We start from the raw sequence: 15,446 nt of genomic DNA, 5'->3' as shown, positions 1-15,446 counted from the left end.
ACCGTACAGGGCGAAAGCCCCTCCCCTTATGACGGGGAGGGGCTGCGTGAGGTTGAGCGGAAGAGGTGGCGCCGGCTCAGTAGGAGCCGTTGGCCTGCCAGTAGTCCCAGGCGCCACAGGGGCTGTCGTAGCGCTCGTTCATGTAGTTCAGGCCCCACTTGATCTGCGTCGCCGGGTTGGTGCGCCAGTCGGCGCCGGCGGACGACATCTTCGAGCCGGGGTAGGCCTGGACGAGACCGTAGGCGCCGGAAGAGGGATTGACGGCCTGGTAGTTCCAGGTGGACTCGTGGTCCACGATGTTGCTGAAGCACTGGAACTGGTCGGCGGGCACGATCTGCCGCGCGATGGCCTGGACCTCGGCCACGGTGTACGAGGACTGCTGGGCGAAGCTGCCGGCGTCCACAGTCGAGGCGGTGGCGGCCTTGGTCTCCGCCTCGGCGCGCTCCTTGGCCTCCTGGTCGGCCTTCGCCTTGTCCGCGGCTTCCTGGGCGGCCTTCTGCCTGGCGACCGCGTCCTTGGCCGCCTGCTTGCGGGCCGTCTCCTCCGCCGACTTCCGGGCGGTGGTGTCCGCGGCGATGGCCTGGGTGGAGGCCTGCTGGGTCAGCGAGGCGGTCTGTACCTGGGCCTGCCGGCCTACCGGTAAGTCCGCGAGGAGGGTCGATTCGCCCGCCGTCGCCTCGGCGTCGTCGTTGGGCTGCGCGACGCTGCCCTGGGCGACGCCCATGACGGCGCCGACAGTGGTGACGGCGGTGGCAGAGGCCACGGCGAAGCCCCGGGCCGATATCCGGCTCACACGGATTCCTTCTGCTGAGTCATCAGGTGGTCAGGTGAGGGGGATCAACGGCCGAGGGCCGCGTGGACTGCTCAGTACCAGTGGTTGGCCTGCCAGAACGACCACGCCTCGCAGGGGCTGCCGTACCGGCTGTCCATGTAGTTCAGGCCCCACTTGATCTGGGTGGCCGGGTTGGTCTGCCAGTCGGAACCGGCGGACGCGTACTTGCCGGCGGGCAGTGCCTGGAAGAGACCGTAGGCACCGGAGGAGGCGTTGACCGCGTGGTAGTTCCAGCTGGACTCGTGGTCCACGATGTTGCTGAAGCACTGGAACTGGCCGCTGGGCACCATCTGCGCCGCCATCGCCTGGATCTGCGCGACGGAGTAGGAGCTCAGGATCGGGAAGTCGCCCGCGCTGCGGCTGGCCTTGGTCTTGGCCTCGGCGCGCTCCTTGGCCGCCTTCTCGGCGGCCTCCTTCTTCGCGACGGCCGTCTTGGCGGCGGCCTTGCGGGCCGATTCCTCGGCGTCCTTCTTCGCGCCCTCGTCTGCGGCGATGGCCTGGTAGCTGGCCTGCTGCGCGAGGGACGCCGTCTGCACCTGGGCCTGCTGGCCCACAGGCAGGTCGGCGAGGAGTGTCGCGTCGCTTGCCGTCGCTTCTGCGTCGTTGGGCTGCGCAACACTGCCCGAGGCAACGCCGACGACACTTCCGACAGCGGTGACCGCCGTGGCCGAGGCCACTGCGAATCCCCGGACCGAGATCCGGCTCACACGGTTTTCCTTCCAGCATCGCCCGCTTCGGTGACCCTGGCGGACGCAATCGTGCCCTTGACGCTGGTCTCCGAACTGCGGGGTCACAGGAGACACGGGCCCGACGGGCAACTCCCGGTACGGGAGCGCCGTGTGGTGCTCGGGCGGCATACGACGGTCGGTATGGAGTTGAGGGGTGAAGCTCAGGTGGTTCTGTGTGGCTGGGGGTACAGCTGTGTCGTATGCGGGGCCTGACAGGAATGAGACTCTGCCGTAACCCAGCCGCGCAGGGCAATTCCGAGTTGCGTGTGAAAGCTCACATCTTGTTTGCCCCCAGGGATTTCACGAAAGGCCCACGCGCGAAGGCGCCGCCCGGCTAGGCTCACTGTCTTTGCCGGACGGCGCCAACTCACCATCAGTGTTAATGAAGTTGTCCGAGCAGGGTCAGATCTCTCAGATCCGTCAGATCTGCCCGTCCTCCAGCATTTCGGTCACAAGCGCCGCGATCTGGGACCTCTCGGACCGATTCAGCGTCACGTGCGCGAAGAGCGGGTGCCCCTTCAGTTTCTCGACGACGGCGACCACACCGTCATATCGCCCGACTCGCAGATTGTCCCTTTGCGCCACATCGTGGGTCAGAACGACCCGCGAATTCGCACCGATCCGGGACAGAACGGTGAGAAGCACATTCCGTTCGAGCGACTGCGCCTCGTCGACGATCACGAAGGCGTCGTGGAGGGAACGGCCCCGGATGTGGGTCAGGGGCAGGACCTCCAGCATGCCGCGCGCGGTGACCTCCTCGATGACCTCGCGGCTGGTGACCGCGGACAGCGTGTCGAAGACCGCCTGTGCCCAGGGGCCCATCTTCTCGGCCTCGGAACCGGGCAGATAGCCCAGCTCCTGCCCGCCCACCGCGTACAGCGGCCGGAAGACCATCACCTTCTGGTGCTGACGGCGCTCCAGGACCGCCTCCAGACCCGCGCACAGCGCCAGCGCCGACTTGCCGGTGCCGGCCCGGCCGCCCATCGACAGGATCCCGACGTCCGGGTCGAGCAGCAGATCGAGCGCGATGCGCTGCTCGGCACTGCGGCCCTTGATGCCGAACGCCTCCCGGTCGCCGCGCACCAGCCGGACGTTGCCGTCGGCGGTGACCCGGCCCAGGGCCTTGCCGCGCTCCGACTGGATGGTCAGACCGGTGTGCACGGGAAGGTCCGCGACCTCGGGCACATAGGCGTGCCCCTCCTCGAAGAGGATGTCCACCTGCTCGCCGGACAGGGTCAGTTCGGACATTCCGGTCCAGCCGGAGGAGCCCGTGATGGCGAGCTCGGCGCGGTACTCCTCGGCGAGGAGCCCGACCGAGGACGCCTTGATCCTGAGCGGGAGGTCCTTCGACACGACGGTGACGTCGAACCCCTCGGCCTGCAGATTGCGGGCGACCGCGAGGATGCGGGAGTCGTTGTCCCCCAGGCGGTAGCCGGTCGGCAGAACGCTGGGGTCCGAGTGGTTGAGCTCGACACGGACGGTGCCGCCGAGTTCCCCGATCGGGATCGGGGCGTCGAGGCGACCGAACTTCACCCGGTAGTCGTCCAGCAGACGCAGCGCCTGCCGGGCGAAGTAGCCGAGTTCGGGATGGTGCCGCTTGGCCTCCAGTTCCGTGACCACGACGATGGGGAGCACGACCTCGTGCTCCTCGAAGCGGGTCATGGCGTTCGGGTCGGCCAGCAGGACGCTGGTGTCGAGAACATAGGTGCGCCGGTCTGGCATACGGCGCTTTGTGCTGGTCACCACGGAAGGACGTACCCCCTCGGATGAGGTCGGGGAGCGACGGAGTGGAGCTGGACCGGTCGTCGGCCGCCCTGCACGGGCCGAGAACCGGCCCCCCGCTGCTTCTTCCGTGCCGTGACCGCACGGTCGGGCTGGTGCAAAAGGGCCTCCCGGGCGGACGGCCCCGTGCCGTCCGCTGAGATCCGACACCCGTGGTTCGGGCGTCGACCTGCTTGGCTTATGCCCTCGAACATGCGCCGCCATGCCACGGCATATGACGGCGCGCCGGTGAACTCCTCGTTACGTCCTTCGTTGCTTCAGCCCCTGGAGACCCGCCGGCGATCCCTGGCGACCCCGGGGGGTCCGGCCGCGTCAGCCGCCGTAACGCCGGTGGCGGGCCGCGTAGTCGCGCAGGGCGCGCAGGAAGTCGACCTTGCGGAAGGCCGGCCAGAAGACCTCGCAGAAGTAGTACTCCGCATGGGCCGTCTGCCACAGCATGAATCCGGACAACCGCTGCTCACCGCTGGTGCGGATGACCAGGTCGGGGTCGGGCTGGGCGCCGGTGTAGAGGTGGCGGCCGATCAGATCGACGCTGACGGAGTCGGCGAGGTCCTCCATCGAGGTGCCCTTGTCCGCCGCGTCCACGATCATCGAGCGCACGGCGTCGGCGATCTCCTGGCGGCCGCCGTAGCCGATGGCGACGTTGACCAGTATTCCGTCGACGTGGGCGGTGGACTCCTCGGCTTCCTTCAGCGCGGTCTGCACATGGGAGGGGAGGATGTCCGGGGTGCCGACGTGGTGGACACGCCAGCGGCCGTCGGCGGCGAGGGTGCGCACGACGTCCTCGATGATGCCGAGGAGCGGGACGAGTTCCTCCTGGGGGCGGTCGAGGTTGTCCGTCGACAGCAGCCAGAGGGTGACGACCTCGACGTCCGTCTCGGTGCACCAGCCGAGGAACTCCTCGATCTTGTCGGCACCGGCACGGTGGCCGTGCTCGGTGGTGGAACCCGCGGCCTTCGCCCAGCGCCGGTTGCCGTCCATGATGACGCCGATGTGCTTGGGCACCTGAGCGTGGTCCAGGTGGCCTTCCACCCGGCGTGCGTACAGCCTGACCAGAAGGCCGCGCAGCTTGTCGCGCAGGTTCACGTGATTGTCAGCCCCTCCGTACGGTGCGGTCCCCGCGGGGCGCAGCCTACCCCTGCGGGGCTTGGGCCGTTGAGCGGGGTGGGCGGAGACGGCGGAGAGCGGCCGGGCGCGGGGGGAGGGGGAGAGCAGGGGGAGCAGGGAGGGAGCAGGCAGGGGGGAGGGCGCGAGGGAGCCGCATGGAGGCACAAAAAAACGGGCCGGTCCGTGGGGGGGAGACGGACCGGCCCGAGGGGGGGTTTCCACCATAACCCTTCGTAAGTGATGCTGCATGCATCGGCGCGCCAAAACTACTCTCCGGAGTCATCCGGCGACGCGCCGGTGGCCGTTTGAGCCGTGACTCATGGGTGGTTCATGGCCGAAACTCGGCGGATTCCCAGGGGAATGGTGCGGTTTGTCGGGAGAAGTAGAGGTTTTGGAGCGACTCGGGCCGCGGTCGGTCACCTGTCCGGACGTCCCCTGATGGGCTAACCCGGCTACGAACGGCACCTTGACGCGGGGTCACCGCGCAGCCCCCTCCACTGCGCGGTGACGTCCACGCAGCTTTGCTCACGCGAATTACCTGGCTTTGAACTTACTTGAGGGCGACACCGGATGTGAACCGTTCGCGATAACGATGCGGAAACTCCGCGGAGGCCGAGGGTGGGGAGAGTGAAGCCGACGGGAGGCCTCGGGGGAAGCGCGGCGGAGGCCGCCGGAGGAGGGGCCGGGCCGCCGAAGGCAGGGCCGCCGAAGGCAGGGCCGCCGAAGGCAGGGCCGCCGAAGGAGACGCTCCGGGAGGAGCGGCCGCTGGAGGAGGGCCGCGGGGGTCAGCCGGTCGGCTTGCGGGCCTCGAAGAGGTGCCGGGTGCTGTGCGCGACGAACGGACCGTCGGCCTCGATCCGCTCGTGCAGGGCGCGCAGCCGGGGTCGATAGGCCTCCACCGTGAAGCCCGGGACCATCCACACCACCTTGCGCAGGAAGTGGACGACGGCCGCGATGTCGTGGAACTCCACCCGCAGCCGTTCCGCCCGCAGGTCGACGATCTCCAGCCCCGCCGCCTCGGCGTCGGCGCGCTCCCGGTCGGGATGCCGGGCGCTGCTCACCGCCGCCGGCTGCGGTCCGAGGAAGTACTCGACGAGCTCGAAGACGCTGCGGGAGCCGACGTGCTGGGCGAAGTAGGTCCCGCCGGGCTCCAGGACGCGGGCGATCTCGCTCCAGAGGGGCCGGACCGGGTGCCTGCTGCTGACCAGGTCGAAGGTGGCGTCCGCGAAGGGCAGCGGGGCGTCCTCCGGGGACGCGACGACCGCGATGCCGCGCGGGCGGAGCAGGGCGGCGGCCTTGGCGACGTTCGCCGGCCAGCCCTCGGTGGCGACGGTGAGGAGGGGCGCCTCGGGGGCGGCCCGGCCGAGGGCGAAGTCCAGGACCTCCCCTCCCCCGGTCTGCACGTCGAGCGCGGCGCTCGCGCGCGCCAGCCGCCCCGCCAGCGTCGCCGCGTACGCCCAGGAGGGCCGAGCCTCGGTGGCCCGCCCTTCGAACCAGGAGAAGTCCCACCCGTCGGTGGGGACGGCGGCCCCTTCGGCGAGGAGATCCTCGAAGCCGGGGCGCGTGTCGTGGTCGTGGGCCTTCATAGGGCGATCGTCACAGAAGAAGGGCACGGACGCCGCCGATTTTTCTGCCGGTGCGGTGCGAGGGGCCGGTGCGGTGCGAGGGGCCGGTGCGGCGCAAGAGGAAGTCCGCTCGAGCAAGTCCGCTCGAGGAAGGCGTCCCGTCTCGCCTCATGACGCTTCCCCGTCGGTTCGTCCCGGCTCGACCGAGACTCGCGCCCCCGCCTTGACGCCCCACCCAGCCATGACCCCCGCCTCCGCCTCCAGAACGTGCCGGGCGCGCAGGCGCGGTCGGCCCAGGCGGCCGGGGCGCATCGTGCGGACGGCGAGGACGGTGAGGTCGCGGGTCAGGTAGGCGACGTCGATGGGGATGCGCATGCGGAAGGTGTGGATACCGGAAGCGGGGGACAGTAACAGCGCGCCGTCGACGGAGTCCCGGCCCAGCAGGCCCTTCGTGCGAGCCCGGTAGGAGGTGGCGACCTCCAGCGGGACGGTCACGATCGCCCCGCCGTCCCCGTGCACCGTCAACCGACCCCGCCCGTCACGCCAACGCCTCATGTCCCACCTTTCGCGTCCTCTACGGCCTACCCTTCCCACCGTCCGGTGAGTCCGCCCGTACGCCGAGCCGGCGAGGTGCCTGATGCGCAAGATCGTCCTGATGATGTCGGTGTCCCTCGACGGGTACATCGAGGGCCCCGACCGCGACATCTCCTGGCATCGCGTCGACGAAGAACTCCACCAGCACTTCAACGACATCGTCCGCGGGCTGGGCGGTCTGCTCCACGGCCGGGTCACCTACGACCTCATGGCCGGGTTCTGGCCCACGGCCGACATCGACCCCGACGCCGAAGTCACCGCGCCCATGGTCGAGTTCGCCGGCATCTGGCGGAACATCCCGAAGTACGTGTACTCCAAGACTCTGCGGCACGCCGACTGGAACACGACGATCGTCCGGGAGGTCGTCCCCGACGAGGTCAACGCCCTCAAGCGGGAGCCGGGCGGCGACCTGGGCCTCAGCGGGGCCGCTCTCGCCTCGGCCTTCCTCCGCCACGACCTCGTCGACGAGATCCGCCTGTACGTCCACCCGGTCCTCATCGGGCGCGGCACACCCCTGTTCCCCCACACCGACACCACGACGCCCCTCGACCTCGTCGACTCCCACACCTTCGGCAACGGGGTCGCACTGCTGCACTACCGGCGCGCGCGTGGAGAAGACGTGGTGGCCGGTACAGAAGCCGAGGGCGTGTAGGCGATCACCGCTTTGCACTCCCTTGATTCGATCAAAGTCCCTGCAAAGGACTGCGGTTGGGTCACGGGGAGGAGCAGAGGGGCATGGCCTGGGACGAGTGGGAGCAGTTGAAGGCCGACACGGCCGATCGGCATTCGACGCCGATGCGGCTGGAACCAGTTCCCCGCGGACAGGGGCGGCGGCGGCGCCGGAGGTGACCTGGTGGTCAACCAGGACGACCTCGGCGCCGGTCGGCCACGACGCGCACACCCTCTTCGAGGATTTGCAGTCCGGGGCGGACATCGCGGGCGCCGGTGCGAACAAGGAAGGCGTGGGGTCCACCAAGCAGGCCGCCGCCACGCTGAAGTCGAACGGCTTCGCGTCGGGCGGAGCGCTGGAGACGACCGTCGACATCTGGACGTCGCAGCTCGAAACGGTGCTCCAGGCCTGCGCGCACATCTCCGACCACCTCGACTTCAGCAAGAAGCTGCACCCCGAGGAGGACACCAAGATCGGGGCCGTGCTCCTCGGCGCCGACGGCTCCGCCCTGTCCGTGTCCGAGATCAGCAAGTACTTCCAGTAGGAGCAGCCTGGTGGCCTTCACGTACACGGATCTTGTCGAGGTCGACCTCGACAAGCTCGGCACCGCGGTCTCCGACTGGAAGAAGAGCGTGGACGCGCTCAAGACCGCTGCGGAGAACGCCCGCACGGGCATGCAGGCCAAGCGACCTCGCGTATTCGGCTGTCGCGTATTGCTCTCTGCATGAGGTTCCCTGGTGACCGTCTGTGGTCGTGCCGACAAGTTGGCGGACAGGGGGAGAGACCGTCACCGCAGCTGTCCAGGCCCGGGCAGGCGTTGAGCGAGGCAGCCCCCAGTCCGAGTCTGGGACTCGCGGCTGTACCGCTCCAGCTACTTGACGCGGATGTCATGCGGCGGGCGGAGACGCGACAGCTGGTGGGTTGAGGCGGGCGAAGCCTTCCTGGCGCTGGTAAGGGAAGTACGGGTAGGGCGCTGTCTTGCCGCTCGCCGCGTCGAGTTTCGCCATCTGCTCGGGCGTGAGCATCCAGCCGACGGCACCGAGGTTCTGGCGAAGCTGGTTCTCGTCGCGGGCGCCGATGATGACGGAGGAGACGGTCGGTCGCTGCAGCAGCCAGTTGATGGCGATCTGCGGAATGCTTTTGCCGGTCTCCTGCGCGATCTCGTCGAGGGCGTCGACCACGCGGTAGAGGTGTTCGTCCTCCACCGGCGGGCCGTAGTCCGCGGTGTGGTGCAGTCGACTGTTGGCCGGTAGCGACTGGCCGCGGCGGACTTTGCCGGTGAGCCGTCCCCAGCCGAGGGGGCTCCAGACGAGGGCTCCGAGGCCCTGATCGAGCCCGAGGGGCATCAACTCCCATTCGTAGTCGCGGCCGATGAGGGAGTAGTAGACCTGATGTGCGACATAGCGCGGGTGGCCGTACCTCTCCGCGCTCGCGAGGGACTTCATCGCCTGCCAGCCGGAGAAGTTGGAGATGCCGAGGTAGCGGACCTTCCCTGCTCGTACGAGATCGTCGAGTGTGGACAGGACTTCCTCGATCGGCGTGCCGGCGTCGAAGGCGTGCAGCTGGAACAAGTCGATGTAGTCGGTGCCGAGCCGGCGCAGGGCGTCCTCACATGCGGTGATCAGGCGCGAACGAGAGGAGCCCGCATCGCCTGGGCCGTCGCCCATCGGCAAGCTGGTCTTGGTGGACACGATCACCCGGTCCCTGCGGCCTTTGATCGCTTCGCCCAGCACCTCCTCGGAGGCCCCGCTGGAATAGACGTCGGCGGTGTCGAACATCGTGATCCCGGCGTCGAGGCAGATGTCCACGAGACGGCGTGCTTCTTGCGCATCGGTGTTGCCCCAGGCACCGAACAGCGGCCCTTGGCCGCCGAAGGTGCCGGCACCGAAGCTCAGTGCGGGGACCTTGAGGCCGGATGCGCCCAGCCGCCTGTATTCCATGGCTGTTCCTCTCTCGTCGCCTGACCTGGCTAATGGTCCTGTAGTTCCGTTAGCGTGTGCCTCAACGTAGCAGGTGCGAGTGATTAACGAAACTGGAGTCCCGTTATGGGGTTTGAGGGTGCGGATCCGGGGACCGTCCGTCCTGGAGGGCGCACGGCGCGGGTGCGGGCGTCGGTGCTGCAGGCGGCTGGGGACGCCTTGGCGGAGCATGGCTTTGCCCACCTGGACCTCGCCGACATCGCGCGCCGTGCCGAGGTGGGCAAGACCACCGTCTACCGCCGCTGGGGAACGGTGACCAGCCTGGTGGCCGATTTGCTGCTGGACATGGCCGAGCAGTCACTGCCGCGTACCGAGACCGGCTCGCTGCTCGGTGACCTCAAGGCCAACGCCCGGCTCGTGCAGCGCACCTTGGCCGACCCGCGGCAAGGAGCGCTGTTCAAGGCGGTGATCGCCGCCGCCACCTGCGAGGCGAAGACCGCCGAGGCCCTGCACCGCTTCTACGACATCCGCGTCAAGGAGTGGGCACCCTGCGTCCAACAGGCCATCGACCGGGGCGAGGTGCCCGAGGGCACCGATGTCCACGAGGTGATCCGTGCTGTCTCCGCCCCCCTCTACTACCGCCTGCTGACCAGCAGCGACCGCCTCGACGAAGCTGCCGCAGACCAGGCCGCCGGGGCCGCAGTGGCTGCAGCGCGTGCGGGAGCGTACCTGCGGGGCGACGAAGGTCGTGCGTGACCGGCTTCCCGCATCCGTCGCTGAGCGCGGGTCACCGTGCGTGATCTCCGGGGGCATAACGTTTCCAGGTTCCTCCGGCCTCTTCGGCGAGACGGGTGGTGTGGTCGTCGTTGTGGCCGAGCGTCCGGGCGAGCACTGAGGCCGGGGCTTGGAGGGCGAGTTGGCGGATCGCCGCTGTGCGTCCTGGCCGGGTCGGGAAGCCCAGTCGGCGGAGCCGAGGTGCCATGGCTTCCGGGGTCATGGGCTGTCCGGCCCGGCGGCCGGGGAAGAGCCATCGGGCATCGGGGTTGGTCGCGGTCTTGGTGTTCGGTCGCTGCCCCAGGTAGTCGAGCAGCATTCCGTCGAACGGGGCGGGAACGGGCGACGGTGGGTCGCCGACCCGGACGAGGACTTTGCCGCCCTCGTGCTGGACGTCGTCGCTGCTGAGTCTGGTGATCCGCGTAAGCGGCTGGACGTGGAGGAGGACAAGGAGGGCGGCCACGCGATCCTGGAGCGGGATGTCGTCGTGGTTCACGAGCTGTCGCAGCAGTGAGAGCCGCTGGTGCTGGGTGATCGGCGCGGGATTCGCCGTCGAGCGGTGCGGGATGGTGACGGTCGGCATGTGCTTGGACTGCATGGCCCAGCGGAGGAAGGAGTGGGTGAGGCGCCGGGCGGTGTAGCCGCCTGCGTACCAGGTGTCTGCATCGGCCTGGGTGCAGTCGGCGAGGGCGCGTCCGCGCTGGGCGAGGTAGTCGAGGAGTTGATTGTTCACGGCCGCGGAACCTTCGTCGCCGACCCGCTGCCCGAAGCGGCTCCGGATGTCCCGGGCGAGGGTGATCTGGATTCCGGGGCGGAGGAGTCGCGGGAACAGTAGCAACCGAGGGCGACCCGCTTGTACGGCTGCTGCGACGCCGAAGGGGACGCCGCCGCGGCACATCACTCCCGACGCCGACGACATGACCGAGCTGTGCGAGACAGCGTCCGCTGCGTAGACGCCAGGGTGAGGGTCAGCTCGTCGTCCGCGGGAAGGTGACCTCCACACGGCGGTTCTTCTTGCGGCCCTCTTCCGTGGAGTTGTCGGAGATGGGGTACTGCTCGCCGTAGCCGCGGACCTCGAAGGTGACGTTCGGGTCGTTCAGCTCGCCCGCGAGTTCGGCCTGGACGGCGTCCGCCCGCTGCTTCGACAGGACGTCGCCGTGGGCGGAGGAGCCCAGGTTGTCGGTGAAGCCGAAGACGCGGACCACGGTGGTGTTCTGCTTCTTGATCTCGGCGGCGATCGTGGCGATACGGGCCTGCGCCTCCGCGCCGAGTTTCGCGCTGTCCTTGCCGAAGAGGACCTCGGCCTGGAGGGCGAACGTCACGTCCGCGTTGGTGTCCTCCCGCCGTTCGTCGCCGGACTCGTCCTCGACGACCTGCTTGATGTCCAGCACCTTGGGCTCGGCGAGGGTGCCGCCCTCCGGAAGCTTGAGGTCGGGGTCGTTGGGGTCGACCTCCACGGGGGCGGAGGCGGTGGGTTCGGTGCCCGGGGGGACGCTGGGGGTGGTGTCGGCCCGCGCGGCGGGCGCCATCCCGCTGATCACGAGGGCGGCTGTGGCCACCACCAGAGTGAGACGTGGGGTCATGGCCGCCCTCACCCGGAGATCTTGATGACCCCGCTGGGGAACAGCGGGAGTTGGAAGGTGACGTCGGTCGAGCTCGCGGGGGGCGCGGGGAACTGCAGGAAGACGTCGATGGATTCGCCGGCCTTGAGGGTCGAGAAGCCCGTGGTCGTCAGGGGGCGGCCTTCGGTGTCGCGGAGGACGTAGTAGCGCTTCTTGCTCTTGGAGTCGACGAGGGTGGCGCCGCCGAGGGACCTTCCGTTGTTCATGATCTCGGTCTCGTTGCCGCTCAACTCCAAGGGAATCACAGCCACTTCTGAACCGTCGTTCTTCAGTTCACCGTTCACGGTCACGAAGCCGCCCGAATCGCGTACGGCGGAGGTGATCCGGAGAAGGAGTCCGCTCGGTCCCTTCAGCTCGGCCAACGGCTCTTCGGACTGGCCCTCTTGGGTGTCCGGCTGCGATCCACCGGCCTTGGACGCAGACGACGAGCTCTGCGGCTTCTTGTTGTCGTCGCCGCCCCCGCCACCACAAGCTGCCGTGCCGAGTGCAAGCCCGGCCACGGCGGTCAGCGCGACCATCCCCCTGCGGACTTTCGCAGTGAACCGCATGCTCATCACTTCGCTTCCTTGTGCACTCGTCGTTCGCACGTCAGCCAGTGGCCAGGTGAACGTCGAAGAGGTCCTCGGGTCCGGGCAGATCGGTGAGGTTCTTCGGGTCCAGATCCCAGTCCTCCCCGTCATCGCAGGTGAGCCTCGGCAGCACGTCGTCCTCCGCGTCCTCGCCCGGCGGCTCGAACGTGCACAGTGACTCGATCACGGCAACGGCAGAGGCGTGTGCCCGTGTGGTGCTCGTGATGGGGATTACGGAGTCCCCCGCCGACTTGTTCGTCTGGACGTCGACTCTGAACCGGAGACCGTCCGGCTGGCAGTCGTCCACGCTGGCATCGTTCTGCGCGGCGAGCTCGAAGGCGCGCCAGCACGTGTCGCCATCCGCTCCGACGCCATCGAAGATGGCCTGCCACTTCGTCGGGTCGAGAACGTCCTCGGCCCACAAGCCCGCCAGTTGGTCCCTGGTCTCCTGCGCTGCCGCCAGTGCCGCCGCGTCGGCGGCTGTCTGGGCGCCGTTGCGGTTCACCGCGGCCTGGCCGACCGCGAAGTACGCGAACGCGAGGAAGAGCAGGCCCGCCACCACCGTGATGTAGATGGGGAAGGCCTGCCCTGCGTCGCCGTACCTGCGGACTCGTGTCAGGGAGCCACCTTGGCGATCTGAGCCGTCAGCTTGTTGACGATGGTCGCGCCCAGGTTCGTGTTCGCGATCAGCACCACGATCGCCACCACCACCGCGATGATGCCCAGGTACTCGACCGCGGTCTGCCCCTTGTCGCTGTCGGCGCGGCGTCGTACGGCCTTCACGGTCGTGTTCGTCCAGCCGCTCACCCGGACCCTGGCCGCGACGGCGGTCTTGAGCAGCAGGTCGCTCATGGCGTTCCTCTCCGTTGGTGGCGTGACCGGCAACGTAAGGCCGTGCGGCCGCCTCGGAGAAGGGTCCCTGGGCCCAATCCCGGGCCCAGTCGGCAATTCGGCGGGGTCTCATGAAGTCACCGCCGTACCCAGCCACTTGGCCGCGGCCTCGGAGCGGCTGCTGCTGTGCAGTTTGGCGAAGATGCGGTTGATGTGGTTCTTGACCGTCTTCTCGCTGATGAAGCAGGTGGCGGCGATCTGCTGGTTGTTCATGCCCGACGCGATGAGGTCCATGATCTCCGCCTCCCTCGCGCTGAGCGGGAACCTCTCCCTGCCTCCCGACGTCGACTGTCCCACAGTTGGTTGCAACTGCGAAAGCCGTTCCGTGGAAGTCAGGGAAAATAGGGGTGTCGAGTCCGCTTTTACGTGTGCAGTCGCACCGTTCTGGAGGTGTGCCAGAACCGCCGTCGCCGCCGTCGGGGTGAAGTGGGCCCGGCCCCGTGTGATGTCCCGCACCGCCGCCACCAGTTCCTCCACGGTGAACTCGCCGTGGACCAGATAGCCCCCCGCCCCACCACGCAGCGCCTCCTGGACGATCTCGGCCTCGTGGCTGTACGTCAGCATCACGACGCGGGCGATCCGCGCCAGGTGGGGTAGGGCGGACAGGCCGTCCACGCCGGGCATGCGGACGTCCAGGAGGACGACGTCGGGGCGGTGGCGAAGGGCGGACTCGTAGGCCTCGCGGCCGTCGGCGGCCTCCGCGACGACCGTGAGGTCCTCCCGGCCGGAGAGGAGGGCGGTCAGGCCCGCGCGGACGACCGGGTTGTCGTCGGCCACGATCACGCGCACGGGTTCGGGCCGGGGCGGTGGGGGGAAGAGCGGCTGCAGGGCGTCGGGGTGGGGCGGTCGGTCCGGCATCATGCGGCCTCCTCTCGTGAAGGGGCGGTGCGCGAAGTCGTAGGAGTCGTGGTGGCCGACGGGGCGAGCGCGGCCAGGGGGAGTTCCACGCGCACCTCGGTGCCCCGGGAGTCGGGGCCCGGGCCGATGCGGAGGCGGGCGCCGACGGAGGCGGCCCGCTCCACCATGCCGACCAGGCCGAAGTGGCCGGTGCGGCGGAGCTGTTCGAGGGTGGTGCCGGGCGGGAGGCCCCGGCCGTCGTCGCGGATGCTGAGGGTCAGGAGTGCGCCGGTCACGGCCGCTCGTACCTCGACGTGGGTCGGGGCCGCGTGGCGGTGGGCGTTCTCCAGGGCCTCCGAGGTGATGGTGAGGAGTTGGCGGGCCACGGCGGGCGGGACGGGGAGCGTCGTCCCGTCGTAGGACGAGGACGAGGACGAGGACGAGGACGAGGACGAGGGCGAGGACGAGGACGAGGGCGAGGGCGAGGGCGAGGGCGAGGGCGAGGGCGAGGACGGGTCGTCGGTGGGGCGGTGGTACGTGACCGGCAGGCCGGTTCGCTGCGCGAAGTCGTCGGCAGCAGTCGCCAGTTCGGGCAGGAAGTCGGTACCGGGCGCCGGGTCCGACTCGCGGCGGAGGTCGGTGAGGAGTTCGCGGGACTCGGCGGCGGCGCGGCGCGCGGCGCGGGCCACCAGCTCGGCGTGTTGGCGCACGCGGGTCGGGTCCATCTCGGGTGAGCCCGCCGAATGGGCCAGGGCGTCCGCCGCGAGGGCCACGCCGTGCAGCGTCTTGGCCACCGAGTCGTGCATCTCGCGGGCCAGCCGGGCGCGCTCGGCGGCGACCGCCTCGGTGACGGCCAGCCTGGCCTTCACGGTGGTCAGGGCCTGGGTGGCCACGCCGAAGCGGAGCATCAGCTGGCGCAGGGCGGAGCCGACCGCGCCGGTGATGACGCAGAAGCCCGGCAGCAGCAGTCTCTCGGCCAGGCCCACCCCCGACTCCCGCACGAGGGTCGCGTGGACCAGCAGCAGGATCAGCGACTGGAGGGAGGCGAAGCAGGCGGCGCCCCGCCAGCCGTAGACGATGCCGGCGAGGAGCGGGGTGCAGACGCTGACGTAGGCGAGCGTGGTGTCCGGGCCCGCCGAGATCAGCAGCAGGGTGCCGAACAGGGTGTCCGCGGCCAGGAGCGAGGGGTGGCGCAGGAGGAGGGGGCCGAAGCGTTCCCAGTCGCGGAAGAGGACGTAGGAGCCCATGAAGGTGACGACCACGGCCGCGCCCACCAGGCGGACGCTCATGCCCGGGGCGGCGTTGAGGAGGGCGGAGGGGGCGGCGACGGCGATCATGGCCAGCCGGAAGCCGAAGACCTGGCGGCACATCGCCTGGAGGGCGTTGACCTGGAGGGGGATGGGGGCCTCGACCGCGGTTGCGCCGCCCTCGGTTGCACCGACCTCGGTTGCGCCGCCCTCGGTTGCCCACCCGTCGGTTTCACTGCGGCGGCTGCGGCTGCTGCGACGGCGCCACAGCCCCGCCCGCGTCTCCATGATGACCGTCATGACCGCCCG

The 15,446-nt window shown here is 69.4% G+C and carries 18 protein-coding genes; 4 read left to right on the top strand and 14 right to left on the bottom strand.

Annotated elements, in window-relative coordinates; genetic code table 11:
• Positions 1–76: 76 nt before the first annotated feature.
• The 6 genes from OG289_RS32290 to OG289_RS32265 form a co-directional block, all read right to left on the bottom strand.
• Positions 77–793, bottom strand: a complete 717-nt coding sequence (locus OG289_RS32290) for a transglycosylase SLT domain-containing protein (protein WP_327317570.1) — start codon at positions 791–793, stop codon at positions 77–79.
• A gap of 71 nt (positions 794–864) precedes the next feature.
• A complete protein-coding gene (locus OG289_RS32285) occupies positions 865–1,539 on the bottom strand; it encodes a transglycosylase SLT domain-containing protein (RefSeq protein ID WP_327317569.1) in 675 nt (224 codons plus the stop codon).
• Between the two features lie 441 nt (positions 1,540–1,980).
• Positions 1,981–3,306: a PhoH family protein gene (locus OG289_RS32280; RefSeq protein WP_327317568.1), complete on the bottom strand. Its 1,326-nt coding sequence runs from the start codon at positions 3,304–3,306 to the stop codon at positions 1,981–1,983.
• A gap of 348 nt (positions 3,307–3,654) precedes the next feature.
• On the bottom strand, positions 3,655–4,428 hold the full coding sequence (locus OG289_RS32275) for an isoprenyl transferase (protein WP_079660025.1): 774 nt from the start codon (positions 4,426–4,428) through the stop codon (positions 3,655–3,657).
• An 806-nt stretch (positions 4,429–5,234) separates the two neighbouring features.
• Entirely contained in the window at positions 5,235–6,035 is an 801-nt protein-coding gene (locus OG289_RS32270) for a class I SAM-dependent methyltransferase (protein ID WP_327317567.1), read from the bottom strand.
• A gap of 147 nt (positions 6,036–6,182) precedes the next feature.
• Positions 6,183–6,569 (bottom strand): DUF192 domain-containing protein, encoded by a 387-nt coding sequence (locus tag OG289_RS32265; RefSeq protein WP_327317566.1) that lies wholly within the window; start codon positions 6,567–6,569, stop codon positions 6,183–6,185.
• Positions 6,570–6,651: 82 nt separating this feature from the next.
• Here OG289_RS32265 and OG289_RS32260 point away from each other — a divergent pair, with 82 nt between their 5' ends.
• The 3 genes from OG289_RS32260 (at position 6,652) to OG289_RS32250 (ending at position 8,006) form a co-directional block, all read left to right on the top strand.
• The gene (locus OG289_RS32260; RefSeq protein WP_327317565.1) at positions 6,652–7,260 is read left to right on the top strand and encodes a dihydrofolate reductase family protein; all 609 of its coding nucleotides are present in this window, start codon (positions 6,652–6,654) and stop codon (positions 7,258–7,260) included.
• Positions 7,261–7,453: 193 nt separating this feature from the next.
• Positions 7,454–7,822 carry a hypothetical protein gene (locus OG289_RS32255; RefSeq protein WP_327317564.1) on the top strand — a complete coding sequence of 123 codons (369 nt, stop codon included), beginning with the start codon at positions 7,454–7,456 and terminating at the stop codon, positions 7,820–7,822.
• Positions 7,823–7,832: 10 nt separating this feature from the next.
• A complete protein-coding gene (locus OG289_RS32250; RefSeq protein WP_327317563.1) occupies positions 7,833–8,006 on the top strand; it encodes a hypothetical protein in 174 nt (57 codons plus the stop codon).
• Between the two features lie 159 nt (positions 8,007–8,165).
• Here the strand turns inward: OG289_RS32250 and OG289_RS32245 are convergent, their stop codons facing one another.
• Complete coding sequence (locus OG289_RS32245; protein ID WP_327317562.1) at positions 8,166–9,218, bottom strand: aldo/keto reductase; 1,053 nt, start codon at positions 9,216–9,218, stop codon at positions 8,166–8,168.
• 105 nt (positions 9,219–9,323) lie between these two features.
• On the opposite strand from OG289_RS32245, the gene OG289_RS32240 reads away from it, so the two are divergent.
• On the top strand, positions 9,324–9,953 hold the full coding sequence (locus tag OG289_RS32240; RefSeq protein ID WP_327317561.1) for a TetR/AcrR family transcriptional regulator: 630 nt from the start codon (positions 9,324–9,326) through the stop codon (positions 9,951–9,953).
• Positions 9,954–9,984: 31 nt separating this feature from the next.
• Here the strand turns inward: OG289_RS32240 and OG289_RS32235 are convergent, their stop codons facing one another.
• The 7 genes from OG289_RS32235 to OG289_RS32205 all read right to left on the bottom strand — a co-directional run bounded on the left by OG289_RS32235 (position 9,985) and on the right by OG289_RS32205 (position 15,425).
• The gene (locus tag OG289_RS32235; RefSeq protein WP_327317560.1) at positions 9,985–10,704 is read right to left on the bottom strand and encodes a hypothetical protein; all 720 of its coding nucleotides are present in this window, start codon (positions 10,702–10,704) and stop codon (positions 9,985–9,987) included.
• Positions 10,705–10,939: 235 nt separating this feature from the next.
• Positions 10,940–11,554: an OmpA family protein gene (locus OG289_RS32230; RefSeq protein ID WP_327317559.1), complete on the bottom strand. Its 615-nt coding sequence runs from the start codon at positions 11,552–11,554 to the stop codon at positions 10,940–10,942.
• An 8-nt stretch (positions 11,555–11,562) separates the two neighbouring features.
• Positions 11,563–12,147, bottom strand: coding sequence for a hypothetical protein (locus tag OG289_RS32225; protein ID WP_327317558.1), 585 nt, complete (start codon positions 12,145–12,147; stop codon positions 11,563–11,565).
• 34 nt (positions 12,148–12,181) lie between these two features.
• On the bottom strand, positions 12,182–12,781 hold the full coding sequence (locus OG289_RS32220) for a pilus assembly protein TadG-related protein (RefSeq protein ID WP_327320871.1): 600 nt from the start codon (positions 12,779–12,781) through the stop codon (positions 12,182–12,184).
• A complete protein-coding gene (locus OG289_RS32215) occupies positions 12,778–13,014 on the bottom strand; it encodes a hypothetical protein (protein WP_327317557.1) in 237 nt (78 codons plus the stop codon). The genes OG289_RS32220 and OG289_RS32215 overlap by 4 nt, the downstream gene beginning before the upstream one ends.
• 108 nt (positions 13,015–13,122) lie before the next feature.
• Positions 13,123–13,911 carry a response regulator transcription factor gene (locus tag OG289_RS32210; protein WP_327320870.1) on the bottom strand — a complete coding sequence of 263 codons (789 nt, stop codon included), beginning with the start codon at positions 13,909–13,911 and terminating at the stop codon, positions 13,123–13,125.
• The gene (locus tag OG289_RS32205) at positions 13,911–15,425 is read right to left on the bottom strand and encodes a sensor histidine kinase (protein ID WP_442819110.1); all 1,515 of its coding nucleotides are present in this window, start codon (positions 15,423–15,425) and stop codon (positions 13,911–13,913) included. The genes OG289_RS32210 and OG289_RS32205 overlap by 1 nt, the downstream gene beginning before the upstream one ends.
• Positions 15,426–15,446: the final 21 nt, after the last annotated feature.

Origin of the sequence: Streptomyces sp. NBC_01235, assembly GCF_035989285.1 — a bacterium.
Lineage (GTDB): Bacteria > Actinomycetota > Actinomycetes > Streptomycetales > Streptomycetaceae > Streptomyces.
This window is presented reverse-complemented; position numbering and strand designations above follow the sequence as displayed.